At 72.2% G+C, this 16,296-nt stretch carries 15 protein-coding genes; 11 read left to right on the top strand and 4 right to left on the bottom strand.

The genetic code is table 11. The annotated features are described in order from the left end of the window. Positions 1-260 precede the first annotated feature (260 nt). From ACQPYK_RS32250 to ACQPYK_RS32205, 10 genes are all read left to right on the top strand, one after another. Positions 261-1,274 (top strand): LacI family DNA-binding transcriptional regulator, encoded by a 1,014-nt coding sequence (locus ACQPYK_RS32250; RefSeq protein ID WP_433239221.1) that lies wholly within the window; start codon positions 261-263, stop codon positions 1,272-1,274. Further along, positions 1,271-2,182: a carbohydrate ABC transporter permease gene (locus tag ACQPYK_RS32245; protein ID WP_433239218.1), complete on the top strand. Its 912-nt coding sequence runs from the start codon at positions 1,271-1,273 to the stop codon at positions 2,180-2,182. Before ACQPYK_RS32250 ends, ACQPYK_RS32245 begins: the two co-directional genes overlap by 4 nt. A gap of 1 nt (position 2,183) precedes the next feature. After that, positions 2,184-3,002 (top strand): carbohydrate ABC transporter permease, encoded by an 819-nt coding sequence (locus ACQPYK_RS32240; protein WP_433239215.1) that lies wholly within the window; start codon positions 2,184-2,186, stop codon positions 3,000-3,002. A 26-nt stretch (positions 3,003-3,028) separates the two neighbouring features. Then, complete coding sequence (locus tag ACQPYK_RS32235) at positions 3,029-4,321, top strand: ABC transporter substrate-binding protein (protein WP_433239212.1); 1,293 nt, start codon at positions 3,029-3,031, stop codon at positions 4,319-4,321. Beyond that, complete coding sequence (locus ACQPYK_RS32230) at positions 4,318-5,289, top strand: ADP-ribosylglycohydrolase family protein (RefSeq protein ID WP_433239209.1); 972 nt, start codon at positions 4,318-4,320, stop codon at positions 5,287-5,289. The genes ACQPYK_RS32235 and ACQPYK_RS32230 overlap by 4 nt, the downstream gene beginning before the upstream one ends. Then, complete coding sequence (locus tag ACQPYK_RS32225; RefSeq protein WP_433239206.1) at positions 5,267-6,259, top strand: ADP-ribosylglycohydrolase family protein; 993 nt, start codon at positions 5,267-5,269, stop codon at positions 6,257-6,259. The genes ACQPYK_RS32230 and ACQPYK_RS32225 overlap by 23 nt, the downstream gene beginning before the upstream one ends. Then, a complete protein-coding gene (locus ACQPYK_RS32220; RefSeq protein ID WP_433239203.1) occupies positions 6,256-7,476 on the top strand; it encodes an ADP-ribosylglycohydrolase family protein in 1,221 nt (406 codons plus the stop codon). Before ACQPYK_RS32225 ends, ACQPYK_RS32220 begins: the two co-directional genes overlap by 4 nt. Beyond that, entirely contained in the window at positions 7,473-8,918 is a 1,446-nt protein-coding gene (locus tag ACQPYK_RS32215) for an ADP-ribosylglycohydrolase family protein (RefSeq protein WP_433239200.1), read from the top strand. The genes ACQPYK_RS32220 and ACQPYK_RS32215 overlap by 4 nt, the downstream gene beginning before the upstream one ends. Then, a complete protein-coding gene (rbsK, locus tag ACQPYK_RS32210; protein ID WP_433239197.1) occupies positions 8,915-9,832 on the top strand; it encodes a ribokinase in 918 nt (305 codons plus the stop codon). Before ACQPYK_RS32215 ends, rbsK begins: the two co-directional genes overlap by 4 nt. Before the next feature lie 94 nt (positions 9,833-9,926). Continuing rightward, positions 9,927-11,087 carry a CaiB/BaiF CoA transferase family protein gene (locus ACQPYK_RS32205; RefSeq protein WP_433239195.1) on the top strand — a complete coding sequence of 387 codons (1,161 nt, stop codon included), beginning with the start codon at positions 9,927-9,929 and terminating at the stop codon, positions 11,085-11,087. A gap of 105 nt (positions 11,088-11,192) precedes the next feature. On the opposite strand, the gene ACQPYK_RS32200 is transcribed toward ACQPYK_RS32205, so the two are convergent. Next, the gene (locus tag ACQPYK_RS32200; protein WP_433239192.1) at positions 11,193-11,594 is read right to left on the bottom strand and encodes a GlcG/HbpS family heme-binding protein; all 402 of its coding nucleotides are present in this window, start codon (positions 11,592-11,594) and stop codon (positions 11,193-11,195) included. 167 nt (positions 11,595-11,761) lie between these two features. Here ACQPYK_RS32200 and ACQPYK_RS32195 point away from each other — a divergent pair, with 167 nt between their 5' ends. Continuing rightward, positions 11,762-11,896: a hypothetical protein gene (locus ACQPYK_RS32195; protein WP_433239189.1), complete on the top strand. Its 135-nt coding sequence runs from the start codon at positions 11,762-11,764 to the stop codon at positions 11,894-11,896. Here ACQPYK_RS32195 and ACQPYK_RS32190 read toward each other — a convergent pair. The 3 genes from ACQPYK_RS32190 to ACQPYK_RS32180 are packed head-to-tail and all read right to left on the bottom strand — an operon-like array spanning position 11,866 to position 16,285. Beyond that, positions 11,866-13,344 (bottom strand): AMP-binding protein, encoded by a 1,479-nt coding sequence (locus ACQPYK_RS32190; protein ID WP_433239186.1) that lies wholly within the window; start codon positions 13,342-13,344, stop codon positions 11,866-11,868. The two genes, ACQPYK_RS32195 and ACQPYK_RS32190, sit on opposite strands and share 31 nt — an antisense overlap. Further along, positions 13,341-14,564, bottom strand: coding sequence for a cytochrome P450 (locus ACQPYK_RS32185; RefSeq protein WP_433239183.1), 1,224 nt, complete (start codon positions 14,562-14,564; stop codon positions 13,341-13,343). The genes ACQPYK_RS32190 and ACQPYK_RS32185 overlap by 4 nt, the downstream gene beginning before the upstream one ends. Continuing rightward, entirely contained in the window at positions 14,561-16,285 is a 1,725-nt protein-coding gene (locus tag ACQPYK_RS32180) for an N-acyl-D-amino-acid deacylase family protein (protein ID WP_433239180.1), read from the bottom strand. The genes ACQPYK_RS32185 and ACQPYK_RS32180 overlap by 4 nt, the downstream gene beginning before the upstream one ends. Between the last annotated feature and the right edge of the window lie 11 nt (positions 16,286-16,296).

Genomic DNA, 16,296 nt, shown 5'->3' with positions numbered 1-16,296 from the left:
GCCCTCCGTCCGGGGTGGGCGCGGTAGGGCGGCTCTCCGCCCGAGGTGAGTGCGGCCTGGCGGTCGATCCGTTCCCGGGGCCGCCCCGGGGCGTGGTTCGATCGGAGTCCCTCTAGTGGCGAGGACCCCTCTGACATGCCGTTGCTCGATCGTTACTTGACGTTGTCTGTTACGGGCGAGTTACATGTCCCTAACCCCGTAAACGTTTTCAGGAAATCGTTCAAGATCTTCGTAAACGTTTACAGAAAGGTGTGGTCTCTGTGAGCGACGGGCCCACGATCACCACGATCGCGGAGCGGGCGGGTGTCTCGATCGCCTCGGTCTCCCGCGTGCTCAACGGGCTGCCGACCCGCGAGGACACCGTGCGCCGGGTGCTCAGCGCGGCCGACGAGCTGGGCTACGTCCCCAACTCGGTGGCCCGCTCGCTGAAGTCGCGCCGGACCAACCAGGTGGCCTTCGCGATGGCCGACATCGGGAACCCGGTCTACCTGGCGATGGTCCGCGAGATCCAGCCGGTGCTGAAGGCCGCGGGCTACCGCCTCGTGCTGCACTCCACGAACGCGGACGTGGCCGAGGAGATCGAGGTGCTCCGCAGTCTCGGCGAGCGCTACGTGGACGGGCTCATCATGATCCCGCTGCGGATCGGCGAGGCACACCTGCAGGCCGTCGAGGCGGCCCGCGCTCCCGTCGTCATCATCGGCTCGGTGCCGGACGGCACGAGGGTGGACAACGTCCGCACCGACTCGCGCACCGGTGTGCGGCTGGCGCTCGACCATCTCCACTCCCTCGGACGCCGCAGGATCGGATTCGTCAACGGCCCGCTGGACACCGTCCCCGGCTCGGCCCGATCCACGGCCTACGCCGAGGGCCTGGCCGACCTCGGCCTGCCGTACGACGAGAACCTGGTGGAGATCGGCGACTTCTACCGCGCCGAGGGGGCGGACGCGGTGGGCCGGCTGCTGGCCAGGGCGCCCGACCTGGACGCGATCATGTGCGCCAACGACCTGATCGCGCTCGGCGCCCTGGACGTGCTGCGCCGGGCGGGCCGGCGGGTGCCGGAGGACGTGGCGGTGGCCGGCATGGACGACATCGACCTGGCCGCCGTCGCCTGGCCCGCGCTGACCAGCATCTCCCTCGGTTCGGCCGAGCGCGGCCGGCTGGCGGCGGAGCTGCTCCTGGAGCGTCTCGGCGACGGCGAGCGGGACCCCCGGGTGGTCACCGTGCCGCCCCGCCTGATGGTCCGGGCCTCGACCGTGGGAGAGGAGACGCCATGACCCTCACCGCAGACCGGCCGGTCAGGACGGCGACGCCGGGAAAGCCTCGGCGGCGCGACCGGCAGGGACGCGAGGCGCTGCTGCTGATGCTGCCGGCGCTGGTGCCCGTGCTGGTGTTCAGCGTGGGACCGCTGCTCTACGGGATCTTCCTGGCCTTCACCGACGCGCGCTCCGGCCGCAACGCGGTCACCTCGTTCGTCGGACTGTCGAACTTCGGGGATCTCCTGGCCGACGGGGACTTCTGGGCGTCGTTCCGGATCGGTATGGTCTGGGCGGTCTCGGTGACCGTGCTGCAGTTCCTGGCCTCTCTGGGGCTGGCGCTGCTGCTCAACCAGGACCTGCGGTTCCGGGGGTTCGCCCGGGTGCTGGCACTGGTGCCGTGGGCGATGCCGCCGGTGGTCATCGGGCTGATGTGGCGGCTGGTCTACCACCCGGACGCCGGAATCCTCAACAGCATGCTGGGCACCGAGATCGACTGGCTCAACGACTTCTCCATCGCGCTGCCCGCGGTGATCGTCGTCGGGATCTGGACCGGCATGCCGCAGACCACGGTGGTGCTGCTGGCCGGGCTGCAGAGCGTCCCCAAGGAGCTCTACGAGGCGGTCGAGGTGGACGGGGCGGGTGTCTGGCGCCGGTTCTGGAGCATCACCCTGCCCCAGCTCCGCCCGGTCGTCGTGGCCATCACCTCACTCGACTTCGTCTGGAACATCAACCAGTTCGGCCTGGTCTACGTGCTCACCCAGGGCGGTCCCGGCGGGCAGACCCGGCTGCCCATGCTCTTCGCCTACGAGGAGGCCTTCCGCTACGGCTTCTTCGGCTACGCGGCCACCCTGGGCGTGGCGATCGTGATCGTCGTGCTGGCCGTGCTCGGCGTCTATCTCTGGCGGCAGATGCGGGAGGCGAGCTGACATGGGTAGGGCACTGCGTTACCTGGCCCTGGCCGGCTACGTCGTCTTCCTGGCGTTCCCGCTGCTCTGGCTGCTGTCCACCGCGCTGAAGACGCCGCAGGAGATGGCGAGCCTGCACCCGACGTGGATCCCGCGCGCGCCGACGCTGGCCAACTTCGCCGACGCCTTCGGCGAGCAGGACCTCGTCGGCAGCGGGTTGCGCAGCCTCGTGGTGGCGGTGGCCAGCGCGGTGCTCACCGTGGTCCTGGCGATGCCCGCCGCCTACGCGCTGGCCCGCTACCGCTCGATGGTCAACCGGATCGCGATCGGATGGGTGCTGGTCAGCCAGGTCTTCCCGTTCATCCTGATCATCATCCCGCTGTTCATGGTGCTGCGCAGGCTGGACCTGGTCAACACGCTGCCCGGTCTGACCGTCGTGCACGTCACCTTCACCCTGCCGTTCGCGCTGTGGATGCTCCAGGGCTACGTGCGCGCCGTACCGCGTGAGCTGGAGGAGGCGGCGGCGGTGGACGGCGCCGGTCGGGTGCGGTCGCTGCTGAGCATCGTCGCCCCGCTGCTCGCCCCGGGAGTGGTCGCGACCCTGCTGTTCGCGTTCATCTCCTCCTGGAACGAGTTCTTGTTCGCCCTGATCGTCCTCAAGGATCCGGATGTGGCGACTCTGCCGCTGACGCTGGTGAAGTTCACCGGCGCCGAGGGGGTCGTACGGCTCGGGCCGCTCGCGGCGGCCTCACTCCTGGCGACGATCCCGAGTCTGATGTTCTTCGCAGTCATCCAGCGGCGGTTGAAGTCCGGCCTGATGGCCGGGGCCGTCAAGGGATAGCCCCACCCCCCGATAGGAGAAGTCATATGCGTATGAGGACAGCGCTGGCCGCAGGCCTCCTCGTGCTCGCCGCCGGATGCGCCTCGGAATCGCCCGCGGCCGCCCCCGACCAGCCGGTGAAGATCAAGTTCCAGAGCCTCGCCTGGCAGAAGGAGTCGATCGCCGCCAACAAGGAGCTGGTCGCCGAGTGGAACAAGGCGAACCCCAAGATCCAGGTCGAATACATCCAGGGCAGCTGGGACAACGTCAACGACCAGCTCGTCACCTCCTTCGAGGCCGGTGACCCGCCGGACGTCATCCACGACGACTCCCCGGCCCTGTCCGGCTTCGCCAGCCGCGGCTACCTGCTGGACCTCAAGGACAAGGTGCCGGCCGAGCTGAAGAGCGACATCCCGCAGCCCGCCTGGGACACCGTCACCTTCGACGACGGCAAGGGCGGCCAGGGGGTCTACGGCGTGCCGTTCCTGCAGGAGTCGCAGGTCATCATCGCCAACAAGAAGCTGCTCGACAAGGCCGGCGTGCGGATCCCGACCCCGGACAGCCCGTGGACCTGGGACGAGTTCGCCGAAGTGTCCAAGAAGCTCACCAAGGGTGGCTCCTACGGCGTCGCCTGGCCGATGAAGTCGCCGGTCAACAAGGTGCTCAACCTGGGCCTGAACTTCGGCGGCACCTTCTTCCAGACCGACGGCGGCAAGACGACGGTCAAGGTCGGCGCCGGGGAGCGCGAGGTGCTCCAGCGCATCCACGACCAGCTCTACAAGGACAAGTCGGCCGACCCCGCCGCCCTCGGCATGGGCACCGCCGACCCGCTGCCCGGCTTCTACGCCGGCAAGTACGCGATGCTGCCCGTCGGCGTCTACCTGCGTCAGCAGGTCGTGGAGCAGGCGCCGGACGGCTTCGAATGGGTCGCCCTCCCGCCGCTGAAGGGCGCCACCGCCGAGCAGGGCGCGGTCTCCCAGACCCTGTCCGTCGCGGCCGACAGCAAGTATCCCGAGCAGTCGCTGAAGTTCATGTCCTTCTTCCTCAACGGTGCCAACCAGGTCAAGCTGGCCAAGGGCGACTGGCTGCTGCCGACCTCGCTCAAGGCGGCGGGCGACCCCGCCATGACGACCGAGGAGAACGGCTGGAACGTGGCGACCGCGTCCGGCAAGAACCTCGTCGTCGCGCCGTTCCTGAAGGTCAACGGCTTCGACGAGTGGAAGACCAAGGTCGCCACGCCGACGCTGCAGCAGTACTTCGCCGACAAGATCACCCTTGACGATGTGGCGAAGAAGCTGGTCGACGAGGGCGACAAGGTGCTGGAGCGGTACAACCGGTGACCTTGACACATCGGGGACGCGCCCGGGGATGTCTGCTCGGCCTCGCGGCCGGCGACGCCCTCGGGCGTCCGGCGGAGAACCTCTCGCCCGAGCAGATCGCCGCCCGCTGGGGCAGGCTGACCGAGATCGACGGCGGCGGCACCGACGACACCGAGTACACCATCTTCGCGGCGTCCCTGCTGGTACGGCACGGGCACGCGCTGACCTCGCAGGACGTCGCCCAGGCCTACCATCGGGAGATCATCCCCCTGGTCGACGGCCCCATGAAGGGCGCCGGCTTCTCCGAGCTCGGCACCGTCCAGGCACTCCGGCAGGGCCTCCAGCCGCCGCTGACCGGCCGGTGGCACCGGCACGGCTGGTCGGACGGCCTGGCCATGCGCGCCGCGCCGTACGGCGTCTTCGCCGCCGGGGACCCGGACGAGGCCGCCCGCCTGGTGGAGGTCGACGGCCGGGTGAGCAACGCGGGCGAGGGCATCCTCGGCGGCCGCGCCGTCGCCGGCGCGGTGGCCGCCGCGATGGCGGGGGCCACCCCGCAGGAGGCGGTCGCGGCCGGTCTCGGGGTGATCCCGGAGGATTCGTGGACCGCCCGCAGCGTCGACCGCGCCCGGGAGGCCGTCCGCCGTCCCGCGTCCGGCTCCGGCGAGGTCGCCGGGCGGCTGCACGAGGCGGTGGTGGTCCGGCACTACCCGTGGACGGACCTGGCGCCCGAAGCCGTCGCCCTCGCCTTCGCCGCCTACCTGCTGGGCGAGGGAGAGGTCGAGGAGTCCGTGGTGGTCGCGGCGAACCTGGGACGGGACGCCGACACCACCGCCGCCATCGCCGGAGCTCTTGCCGGGGCGGGGCGCGGGGAGGCGGCGGTGCCGCCGCGGTGGGCGCGGCAGATCGGCCCGGTCGAGGGACGCTGCCTGCCGGTGACCGCGGGACGGCACGTGCTCGAGGTGGCCGATGAGCTCGTGGAAGGGGCGTAGGACGATGATGTCGGGGGACAGGGTCCTCGGGGCGTTCGCCGGACTGGCGATCGGGGACGCGGCGGGCTGGCCGTCGGCGCGGCACCGGGCCGCGGTGCACGCGCCGTGGAGCAGGCGGCTCCACCGTGAGCTCGACGCCTTCGCCGAGGAGCACCGGGTGACCACGCTGCCGGTGCCGTTCGCGCTCAACCAGCCGGTCGCGCCGCTGGTGATCGGGCCGTCCGACGACGCCGAATGGCTCGCCTGGACCGTGCTCACCATCGACCAGGACCGCGCGGAGGCGTTCACCGGCCTGGCCGGCCGGGACGACGTCAGGGCGCGGATCTCGGTGCGGACCGCGCTGGACAACCTCGCGCGCGGTCTCGGCCCGCCCGCCAGCGGCCACGACAACCCGCACTTCTTCGACGACGCCGCGGTCGTGCGGGCCGTCGCCTTCGGGGCCGCGGGGCTCGATCCCACGGCCGACGCCCAGGTCACCAACTCCGGGGACGGCGTGCTCGGGGCCGTCGCGATGGCGCGGGCGATCGGCGTCCTGACGGGCGGCGGCCCGATGGGCGAGGCGGTGGAGGCCGCCCTCGACGCGCTTCCCGCCGACACCGTGATCGGCCGCGCGGCTCGCACCGCGCTCGCGGTCGCGCGCGAGGCGGGTGATCCGTTCGGGGCGGTGCCCGCGCTGGACGCGGCGCTGTTCGACCACGTCTACAGCTACGGGGTCGCCGCCGCCGAGACGCTCCCGGTGGCGCTCGCGCTGGCGGAGGTCTCCGGCGGCTCGCCGCGCACCGCCGTACCGGCCGCCGCCTGCCTTGCCGCCGCGGCGGATTCCGCGCCCGCGCTGACCGGCGCGCTGACCGGCGCCTTCACCGGCCACGACGCACTGCCGCGGGGGTGGAGCACCGCTCTGACCGGCTGTTGCCTGCCCGAGTTGGCGGGCATTGACCTACTGGACATCGCGAGGGGATGGATGGCATGAGTGCATCGGGTGAACAGGCGGCGCGGCCGGCGGGCGCCCCGGTGAGCGGGGGCGGCGCGGCGGGCGTGACCGTGGGCGGGCTCGAGGACAGGGCCGTCGGATGCGTGGCGGGCGCCGCGGTCGGGGACGCCCTCGGCGGCGCCACCGAGGGCTGGACGCCCGAGCAGATCCACGAGCGCTACGGCGGGCACGTCGAAGGCGTGGTCCCGCCGTTCTTCGAGGACTGGCGCAACGCCCGGCCCATCGCCCCCTATCACAAGGGCGACGGCCACATCACCGACGACACCCTGATGACGCACGCGCTGATCCGCGTCTACGAACGGGTCGGGGGCCACCTGGACGCCTACGCGGCGGCCGAGCACCTGGTGCCGGAGATGATGGGGGACAAACGCTGGATCCCCGAGCTGGAGACCGAGGCGCTGCCGCTGCACCGGGTGTTCCTGGCGGAGAAGTGGCTGGTGCTGCGACTGCACTACGGCCACGTGGACCCCCGCGAGGCAGGGGTCGGGAACATCGTCAACTGCGGTGCGGCGATGTACATGGCGCCGGTCGGCGTGGTGAACGCCGCCGACCCCGACGCCGCCTACGCCGAGGCGATCGAGCTGGCCGGCGCCCACCAGTCCAGTTACGGCAGGGAGGCGGCCGGAGTGCTCGCCGCCGCGGTGGCCGAGGCCATGCGCCCCGGCGCGACGGCCGACTCGGTGGTGGCCACCTGCGTACGGCTCGCCCGCGACGGCACCAAGGCGGCCATCGACGCGGTGTGCTCGGCGGCTCTCGACCTCGGCCACTGGGACGGCTCCTTCGAGACGCTGCGCGCCGCCATGAAGCCCTACGACACCGTCGCCGACACCTACCGCGACCAGGGGCTCGGCGCCCGCCGCCCGAGCCGCCTGCACAGCATCGAGGAGCTCCCGCTCGCCCTGGCCTTCCTGCTGATCGCCAAGGGCGACTTCCGCGACACCGTTCTCGGTGGCGTCAACTACGGTCGCGACGCCGACTCCATCGCCTCCATGGGCGGCGCCATCGCCGGCGCCCTCGGCGGGCGTGAGGCCGTTCCCGCCGAGTGGCTCGACCGGATCTCCGCCGCCAGCCGCACCGACCTCGTCACCCCCGGCCTGGCCCTGGCCCGCGTCGCCCGCCGCGTCCACGCCGCCGACCTGGAGCGCCGCCGCGCTCACGAGTCCGCCTTCGCCGCCCTCCTCGGGGACGCCGGATGATCCGGCTGACCTGGGTGCAGCCCGAGGACCTGGTCGGCCACGAGCTGCGCCAGGCCGCCGAGGACGGGCGTGAGGTGACGGAGATCGCCGCGCGCTGGCACGCGGCCGGGGGACACGGCGCCCCGCCTCGGGCGGGAGCCTCACCCGAGGTCCCCCCGGTACGGCTGCGCCGCCTGGCCGAGGACCTGCTCGACGAGCTCGCCGCGATCCCGTCTCCGCTGCCCGAGCCCTCCACCCTGGCCGGGATCGTCGCGGCCTGCCCGCGGTGGCCGTCGGCCCGGCCACCCGCCCCCCGGCCGTCACCGGTGACGGCCGGCGCCGCGTCGCGTGACGAGCCGGACCCGCGAGCCCTGGATCGGATGCTGGGGGCGTGGCTCGGCCGGGCTGCCGGGTGCGTGCTGGGCAAGCCGGTGGAGAAGATCCCCCGCGAGGGGATCAGGGCGATCGCCGAGGCGACCGGGAACTGGCCCATCCGGGGCTGGTTCACCGCCAAGGGCCTGCCCGCCGAGATCGGCGCGCGGTGGCCGTGGAACCGGCGCAGCGCGGTCAACAGCCTCGCCGAGAACATCGACGGCGTCCCCGAGGACGACGACCTCAACTTCCCGCTCCTCGCGCTGGCCCTGCTCGAACGGCACGGCCGCGACTTCACCACCGAGAACGTCGCGCAGCTGTGGCTGGACGAGCTGCCCGGCGGCCGGGTGTTCACCGCGGAGCGCGCCGCCTACCGCAACCTGCTGACCGGCCTGGAACCACCCGCCCACGACGCGCCGGACGGCGGACGGGAGCCCGCCGTCCGGCCGGACGTCTCCACGGCGACCTTCCGCAACCCGTTCCGGGAGTGGATCGGCGCGCTGATCAGGGCCGACGTCTACGGCTGGGTGAATCCGGGCGACCCGGCGACGGCCGCGGAGTTCGCCTTCCGCGACGCCCGGCTCAGTCACACCGCCAACGGGATCTACGGCTCCATGTTCGTGGCCGCGATGTGCGCCACGGCGCTGGTGGCCTCCTCCGTCGACGAGGTGGTCGCCGCGGGTCTCGCCGTGATCCCACCGGACTCCCGGCTGGCCGGCGCCGTACGGCAGGCCGCGCAGGACGCGCGCCAGGAGGCGGACTTCGAGCGGGTCGTCGACCGGCTCCACGAACGCCACGGCGCCCTGCACTGGGTGCACACGATCAACAACGCCGCGCTGATCACGGCCGCGCTGGTCCACGGCCGCGGCGACTTCACCGCCTCGATCGCCGGGGCGGTGGCCGGCGGCTGGGACACCGACTCGGCAGGGGCGACCGTGGGCTCGATCGCCGGCGCGCTGCTCGGCGCGTCCGCGATCCCGCCGCGGTGGTCGTTGAAGAACCGGCTGTCCAGCAGTGTGACCGGCTTCGACGGCATCGGCCTCGACGAGCTGGCGATCCGCACGCTGGCCCTGGCGACGGAGGAATCATGATCTCGGTATTCGGCAGCGTCAACATGGACCTGGTGGCCTACGTCGAGAGCGCCCCCGCGCTCGGCGAGACCGTGACCGGCCGCGCCTTCCGCACGGTCCCCGGGGGCAAGGGCGCCAACCAGGCCATCGCCGCCGCGCGGGCAGGCGCGGAGGTGGCCTTCCTCGGCGCGGTGGGCGAGGACGCCTTCGGGCCCCAGATGCGCCGTACGCTGGCCGAGTCCGGCGTCGACGTCACCGGCCTGCGCACCGTTCCCGGCGTCTCCGGCATCGCTCAGATCGTGGTCGACGACCAGGGCGGCAACTCCATCATCGTGGTCCCCGGCGCCAACGGCACCGTCACCGCCCCCTCCGAGGCCGAGTTGGAGGTCATCGCCCGCTCCGACGTCCTCCTCCTGCAGCTCGAACTGCCCATCGAGGCGGTCACCGCCGCCGCCCGGGCGGCACGGGCGGCGGGGACGACGGTGATCCTCACCCCCGCCCCGGTCCAGCCGCTCCCCGGCGAGTTGCTCGACGCCGTGGACATCCTCGTCGCCAACGAGCACGAGGCCGCGGCGATCACGGGGCGGCCCGATCACGAGGAGGCGTTGCGCGAGCTGAAGGCCAGGGTCGACTGGGTGATCATCACTCTCGGGTCGCGCGGCGCGCTGACCGCCGCGCCCGGCACCGGCCCGGCCCTGCACGTCGAGGCGCCGAAGGTGCGGGCGGTGGACACCACGGCGGCCGGTGACACGTTCGTGGGGGCGCTCGCCGTCGCCCACGTCGAGCGGTGGTCCCCGGACCGGGCCGTCCGGTTCGCCGGGGCGGCCGCGGCCCTGTCGGTCCAGCGGGAGGGGGCCAGCACCTCCATGCCCACCCGCGCCGAGATCGACCGCAGCCTCGCCGGCGACGTCCCGCCCCCGGACGAGCACCGATGACCGGCCTGCCCGGCCCGCAGAAGTCCGGCTCGCAGAAGCCCCGCCCGCGACCCGCCCGCGAGCCTCGCCCGGAGAAGACCCGCCTGGAGAAGAGATGAAGGCCCTGGAAGGTGTCCGCGTGCTGGATCTGGCGACCCTGTTCGCCGGGCCGATGGCGGCGATGCTGCTCGGTGACTACGGAGCCGAGGTGATCAAGGTCGAGCATCCGGCCAAGCCCGACCCCTCGCGCGGCCACGGCCCGGAGGGGCTGTGGTGGAAGATGCTCGGCCGCAACAAGCGCGCGATCACGCTCAACCTGTCCACGAGCGAGGGGCAGGACCTGCTGGTGGAGCTGGTGCGTCAGGCCGACGTGGTGATCGAGAACTTCCGGCCCGGGACGCTGGAGCGCTGGAACCTCTCCTACGAGCGGCTCAGCGCGGCCAACCCGGATCTGGTGCTGGCCAGGGTGACCGGGTTCGGGCAGTTCGGCCCGTACGCGAAGAGGCCCGGCTTCGGCACGCTCGCCGAGGCGATGAGCGGGTTCGCGGCGATGACCGGGGAGCCGGACGGCCCGCCGACGCTGCCGCCGTTCGGGCTGGCCGACGGCATCTGCGCCCTCGCCACGGCCTTCGCGGTGATGACCGCGCTGCGCTCGGGCAGAGGCCAGGTGGTCGACCTGTCCATCATCGAGCCGATCCTGACCGTGCTCGGCGCCCAGCCCACCATCTACGACCGGCTCGGCGTCGTCCCGCCGCGCACCGGCAACCGTTCGGTCAGCAACGCCCCCCGCAACACCTACCGCTGCAAGGACGGCTCCTGGGTGGCGGTCTCCACCTCGGCGCAGAGCATCGCCGAGCGGGTGATGACCCTGGTCGGCCGCCCCGAGGTGATCGGTGAGCCGTGGTTCGCCAGCGGGTCGGGCCGGGTCGCGCACGCCGACGAGCTGGACGGCGCCGTGGCCGCCTGGGTGGCCGAGCACACCCGCGAGGAGGTCCTGACCGCCTTCGAGCAGGCCCAGGCCGCGGTCGCCCCCGTCTACGACGTGCGTGACGTCATGGCCGACCCGCAGCTGGCGGCCCTGGACGCGATCACGACCGTCGAGGATCCCGAGCTCGGTCCGATTCGCATGCAGAACGTGATGTTCCGGCTCACCGGCACCCCCGGTGAGATCCGCTGGACCGGCCGCCCGCACGGGGCGGACACCGACGAGGTCCTCGGAGCCCTCGGCCTGCTCCCCGAAGACCTCCTCGCCCTGCGGAACAAGGGGGTCGTCTGAAAAAGGAGGTCATCCAACCGTCGACCAGCGACGTGCCGGACAGCGTGATCAGGAACGCTCCGGCCGCGAGCAGTGCCCCGTTCATGACCCCGTCCGTGACCCCGCCTACGCCCCGTCCCAGAGCGCGGCGGCGGCCTCGGCGCACGCCACGTCCTGGGCGACCGTGCCGCCGCTGACGCCGACCGCGCCCACCACCCGCCGGCCCTCGCCGAAGTCCCACAGCGGTATGCCGCCGCCGAAGCACACGTACCGGTCCCCGGCGAGGCCGTACAGGGCCCCGCCCGGTGTGACCAGCGGCGCCAGGTCGGCGGTGGGCCTGCGGTGGGCCACGGCCGTGAAGGCCTTGCCGGGGGCGAGGGCCGGGCCGGCGATCTCCGAGCCGTCCATCCGCTGGAAGGCGACCAGGTGGCCGCCGGCGTCGACCACCGCCACCGAGATGAGGGCCCCTTCCCGTCCGGCCTGCTTCACCGATGCCTCACACATGCGCAGCGCGAGTTCAAGGTTCACCGGGTTCCCTGGCCTCTCAGCCGTGGCAGTGGATATTTCGGTTTCTATCCGTCGCCGACCGGGTGGCGCAAGATCCCATGAGACAGCGGTCTAGTAGTACTTCGTCAGGTTGATTTGATCTTGGGTGTCGGGTTCGGCATGCCGCCCGCGCTGACCTTGCTCAGCCGGTGGCCGGCCGGCTGGTCAGCGGCCTGCCCACTCCGCCGACCCGCCGCCTGGCCAAGCTGAACGCCTTGGGCCTCCGCCTCCACCACTCGATCACGCTGAAGGACTACGCGAACAACGTCCGCGCCCACGCGTAGTCGAGCTTGCCCACGGGCGTCCGCTTGATCTCGGGCACGATCCGCAGCGCTCGCGGGATCTTGTAACCCGCGAGCCGCCCGCGGCAGTGCTCGGCCAGCTCCTCCAGCGTCACCTCACCTGCGACCACTGCTGTCACCCGCTGGCCGAACCGCGGATCGGGCGTGCCGACCACCAGCGCGTCGTACACCTTCGGGTGGCTGCGCACGGCGATCTCCACCTCCTCGGGGAACACCTTCTCCCCGCCGGTGTTGATCACCATCGAGGCCCGGCCGAGCATGAGCGCGGTGCCGTCCTCGTGCAGGATCGCCTGGTCGCCCTGCAGCGCCCAGCGGGTCCCGTCCGGCCCGGTGACGAAGGTGCTCGCCGTCTTCACCGGATCCTTGTAATAGCAGAGCGGGATGTTTCCTGATCTGGCCAGCTCGCCCTGCTCGCCCGGCCGTACCGGCAGGTGATCGGGGCCGAGCACGGCGAAGCCGGGACCCAGCGCGAACCTGGGCCGCTCCTCCTCGGCGGCGGCCCCTACCGCGCCTGTCTCCGACCCGCCGTAGTTGTCGACGATCATCGCGTCGGGCAGCGCCGCGCGGATCCTCTCGCGGGTCGTCGCCGACAGCTGCGCCCCGCCCGACCCCACCGAGAAGACCTCCAGCTTGTACGGCCGGCGCCCCAGCTCGTCGGCGACCGGCCTGGCCATGCCGTCCCCCGCGAACGACAGCACCTGCGACCGCTCGCGCTCGGCCAGCTCCAGCACCGCGGCCGGATCGAAGTGCCGCCCCGTCCACAGGATCACCGTGCCGCCCGCCGACAGGCAGATCCAGGTGCTCCACTGCCCGTTGCCGTGCATCAGCGGCGCGTGCACCTGGAAGCGCAGCCCCTCGGGCCCGAAGCGCAGCTCCGAAACATTCTCGATGGGCCCCGAGTAGACGCTCATCGCCGCGAGGTAGATGCCCTCCGAACGCCACAACACGCCCTTGGGCAGCCCGGTCGTGCCGCCGGTGTAGAGGATGTACGGGTCGTCCCCCGACCGCGGCCCGAAGTCCCTGCCGCCCGGCACGCCCGCCAGCGCCCGCTCGTACGGCTCGCCGAAGGCCAGCACAGGACCGTCGAAAGGTGCCCTGGCCAGCAGGTCGGCCTCGCCCAGCAGCGCCACGCAGTCGGCGTCGCCGAGCAGATGGGCCAGCTCCCGCTCGACGTAACGGTAGTTGACGTTGACCGGCGCCACCCTGGCCTTGAAGCAGCCGATCATGCTCTCCAGCCATTCCGCGCGGTTCCAGGACAGGATGCCCACGTGCTCGCCCGGCCGTACCCCTTGGATCTGGAGCCAGTGCGCCACCCGGTTGGCACGCTCGTCCAGCTCGCGGTAGGTCAGCCGGATCTCGCCCGCGACCAGCGCGAGCCGGTCGGGCACTGCGTCCGCGGCGCGTTCGAAGACGTCCGCGAGGTTGATCACCGCGCCTCCAGGACGATCGGGAAGGAGGTGACCCCGCGCACGAACGAGTTGCGCATCAACCGCGGCCCCTCCGCGTCGGCCCACGCGGCCGAGTCGACCCTGGCCACCCACTCCTCGAAGAAGATCTTCAGCTCCAGCCTGGCCAGCGCCGCGCCGAGGCAGAAGTGCGTGCCCAGGCCGAAGGCGATGTGGCCGCCCGGCTTCCTGGTCACGTCGAACACGTCGGGGTCGGCGAAGACCGCCGGGTCGCGGTTGGCCGAGCCGTACATGAGCAGGACCTGCCGGCCCTTTCTGATGATGTGGCCGTGCAGCTCGGTGTCGCGGGTGGCGGCGCGGCACATGTTGAGGATCGGGGTGGTCCAGCGGATGAACTCCTCGACCGCGTTCTCCACCAGCGACGGGTCCTCGCGTAGCAGCCGCCACTGGTCCGGGTGCCTGATCAGCGCGTCGATGGCGGTGGCGATCACCGTGCGGGTGGTCTCCGCGCCGCCGTCGAGCAGCAGCAGCGCCTCGTTGGCCAGGTGCTCGTCGTCGTAGTCGGGCCGTGCCGACCACAGCGACATGAGGTCGTCGTGCGGGCACTTGCGGCGCTCGGCGGCCAGGTCGAGCACGGCCAGGCCGAACTCCCCGGCGGCGACCGCGGCCTCGTGAGTGACGTAGCGCAGGCCGCCCCCCGCCGCGATCGTCGTCTCCGACCAGTGCTTGAGCTTGGGCCAGTCGGCGTCGGGGAAGCCGAGCAGCCAGCCGATCATCCGGGCGGGCAGCGGCGCGGCCAGCGCGGGCACCGCGTCCACCGTGCCCTCCTCCAGCGCCTGGCCGATCTGCTCGACCACCACCGCCCTGATCCGCTCGGCGTAGCGTTCGTGCACGTAGCGTGGGGTGAAGCGGCGGTAGACGAGGCGGCGGCGCTCGGCGTGCTGCGGATCGTCTATGCCGATCATGGAGGGGTCGGACGGCAGCTGCGGGCGGTAGCCGCCGGTGCTGGTCCAGAGCTTGGGATCGCGCTCGATGGCGGAGATGTCGGCGTGGCGGGAGACGCCCCAGAGGTCGTTCGCCTCGTCGTAGTGGACGGGGGAGTGCTCGCGCAGCCAGGCGTACAGCGACCAGGGGTCGTCCGCGTACATGTCGCCGTCGAGCAGGTCGATGCCGGTCCGGTGGCCGGAGGCCGTGGCCTTCCTGGCCGCGATCGCCGCTTCCGCGGTCCTGAACAGCTCGCTCATGCTCCGCCTCTGATCAGCCGGCCGGGCAGTGCCCCGGTGTGCTCGCCGTGGGAGAAGGTCTGGGTCCCGCCGACGAAGGTGGCGACGTAGCCGTCGGCCTGCTGGATGAGCCTGCGTCCGCCCGCGGGCAGGTCGCGCACCATTCGCGGGCGGTGGTTGCCGACCCGCTCGAAGTCGATGAGGTTGAGGTCGGCCTTCATGCCGGGGGAGATCGTGCCGCGGTCGCGCAGGCCGTACAGCCGGGCGGTGTCGCGCGACATCAGCTTGACGACGTGCTCCAGCGGCAGCCGCGCACCGCGCGAGCGGTCGCGCGCCCAGTGGGAGAGCATCGTGGTGGGCATGGAGGCGTCGCAGATGAAGCCGCAGTGCGCGCCGCCGTCGCCGAGCCCGAGTACGGCCTGCGGGTGCAGCAGCATCTCGCGCTGGGGATCCAGGTCGCCGTTGGCGTAGTTGAGTATCGGCATCAGGAAGATCGCCTGGCCGTCATCCTCCAGCATGAGGTCGTACAGCAGCTCGAGCGGCTCGCGGCCCTGGCGCTCGGCTTGGGCCTTGACGGAGGTGCTGGGGTGCGGCTCGTAGTCCGGCTTTTCCGGATTCAGCGGATAGAGGCGGTCGGTGAAGCCGCGGCAGAGGGCCGCGAGCATGTCCTCGTCTTTCGGGACCTCGTGGAGGATGCGGTGTTTGACCTGGGAGTCGCGCATGCGGTGGACACGCTCGTAGCGCGGCAAGGTGGAAATTTCCTGATATGAGGGGCGGTCGGCGAAGGCGTGCAGCGCCTCCAGGCCGATCAGCATCCCGAACGGCCGGCAGGCCACCTGCGGGTGCAGCCGCGCCACTTTGGCCGACTCGCTCAGCAGCTCACGCCACAGGTCGGGCACCGAGTCGATCTGCAGCAGCGCGAAGGTGACCGGCCGATCGATCGCCTCGGCCAGCCTGCTCATCCAGGCGACCTCCTTCATCGGCGCGTTGACGTCCTCGCCCGCGGCTCCGGCCGGTGCGATCTCATAGACGCCCCTGCCGAGCTCGCGTAGTGCCTCGCCGATGCCGAACAGCTCGTCCTCGGCCGCGAACGTGCCCGGCACGGGCTCGCCGTCGATCGCCTTGTGCGCCAGCGTCCGGCTCGTCGAGAACCCCAGCGCCCCGGCCTCGAGGCCCTCCTTGACCAGCTGCTTCATCCTGGCGACGTCGTCGGGCGAGGCGGGTTCGTTGCGCGCGCCGCGCTCGCCCATCACGTACGCGCGCAGCGCCCCGTGCGGCACCTGGGTGCCGATGTCGAGCGCGTGCGAGTGCCGCTCCAGCGCGTCGAGGAACTCGGGGAAGCTTTCCCACTCCCAGGCGATCCCCTCGGACAGGGCGGTGCCGGGAATGTCCTCGACGCCCTCCATGAGGCCGATCAGCCACTCGCGCCGGTCCGGCCTGGCGGGGGCGAAGCCGACGCCGCAGTTACCCATGACCACGGTGGTGACGCCGTGCCAGCACGAGGGACCGAGCAGCGGGTCCCAGGTGGCCTGGCCGTCGTAGTGGGTGTGCAGGTCGACGAAGCCGGGCGTGAGCAGCAGCCCGTCCGCCTCGACGGCGCGCCGGGCGCGCCCCGGCCGGTCCGCGCTGTTCTGGCGGGCGACCTCGGTGATGCGGCCGTCCGTGACGGCGACGTCGGCGGTGTACGGCGGGGCGCCGGTGCCGTCGACGACGGTGGCGGCGCGAATGACAAGATCGTGCATGGTCAGCTCCG

Origin of the sequence: Streptosporangium sp. CA-135522 (assembly GCF_050949235.1) — a bacterium.
In the GTDB taxonomy this organism is placed as follows: domain Bacteria; phylum Actinomycetota; class Actinomycetes; order Streptosporangiales; family Streptosporangiaceae; genus Streptosporangium.
The sequence above is the reverse complement of the archived record's forward strand: the minus strand, read 5'-3'. Positions and strand labels throughout refer to the sequence as shown.

Bases quoted from the DNA above. Each gene is read 5' to 3' on its own strand.
- ACQPYK_RS32245 (WP_433239218.1), top strand. From the start codon at position 1,271: ATGACCCTCACCGCAGACCGGCCGGTCAGGACGGCGACGCCGGGAAAG.
- ACQPYK_RS32240 (WP_433239215.1), top strand. From the start codon at position 2,184: ATGGGTAGGGCACTGCGTTACCTGGCCCTGGCCGGCTACGTCGTCTTC.
- ACQPYK_RS32235 (WP_433239212.1), top strand. From the start codon at position 3,029: ATGCGTATGAGGACAGCGCTGGCCGCAGGCCTCCTCGTGCTCGCCGCC.
- ACQPYK_RS32225 (WP_433239206.1), top strand. From the start codon at position 5,267: ATGAGCTCGTGGAAGGGGCGTAGGACGATGATGTCGGGGGACAGGGTC.
- ACQPYK_RS32220 (WP_433239203.1), top strand. From the start codon at position 6,256: ATGAGTGCATCGGGTGAACAGGCGGCGCGGCCGGCGGGCGCCCCGGTG.
- ACQPYK_RS32215 (WP_433239200.1), top strand. From the start codon at position 7,473: ATGATCCGGCTGACCTGGGTGCAGCCCGAGGACCTGGTCGGCCACGAG.
- rbsK (WP_433239197.1), top strand. From the start codon at position 8,915: ATGATCTCGGTATTCGGCAGCGTCAACATGGACCTGGTGGCCTACGTC.
- ACQPYK_RS32205 (WP_433239195.1), top strand. From the start codon at position 9,927: ATGAAGGCCCTGGAAGGTGTCCGCGTGCTGGATCTGGCGACCCTGTTC.
- ACQPYK_RS32185 (WP_433239183.1), bottom strand. From the start codon at position 14,564: ATGAGCGAGCTGTTCAGGACCGCGGAAGCGGCGATCGCGGCCAGGAAG.
- ACQPYK_RS32180 (WP_433239180.1), bottom strand. From the start codon at position 16,285: ATGCACGATCTTGTCATTCGCGCCGCCACCGTCGTCGACGGCACCGGC.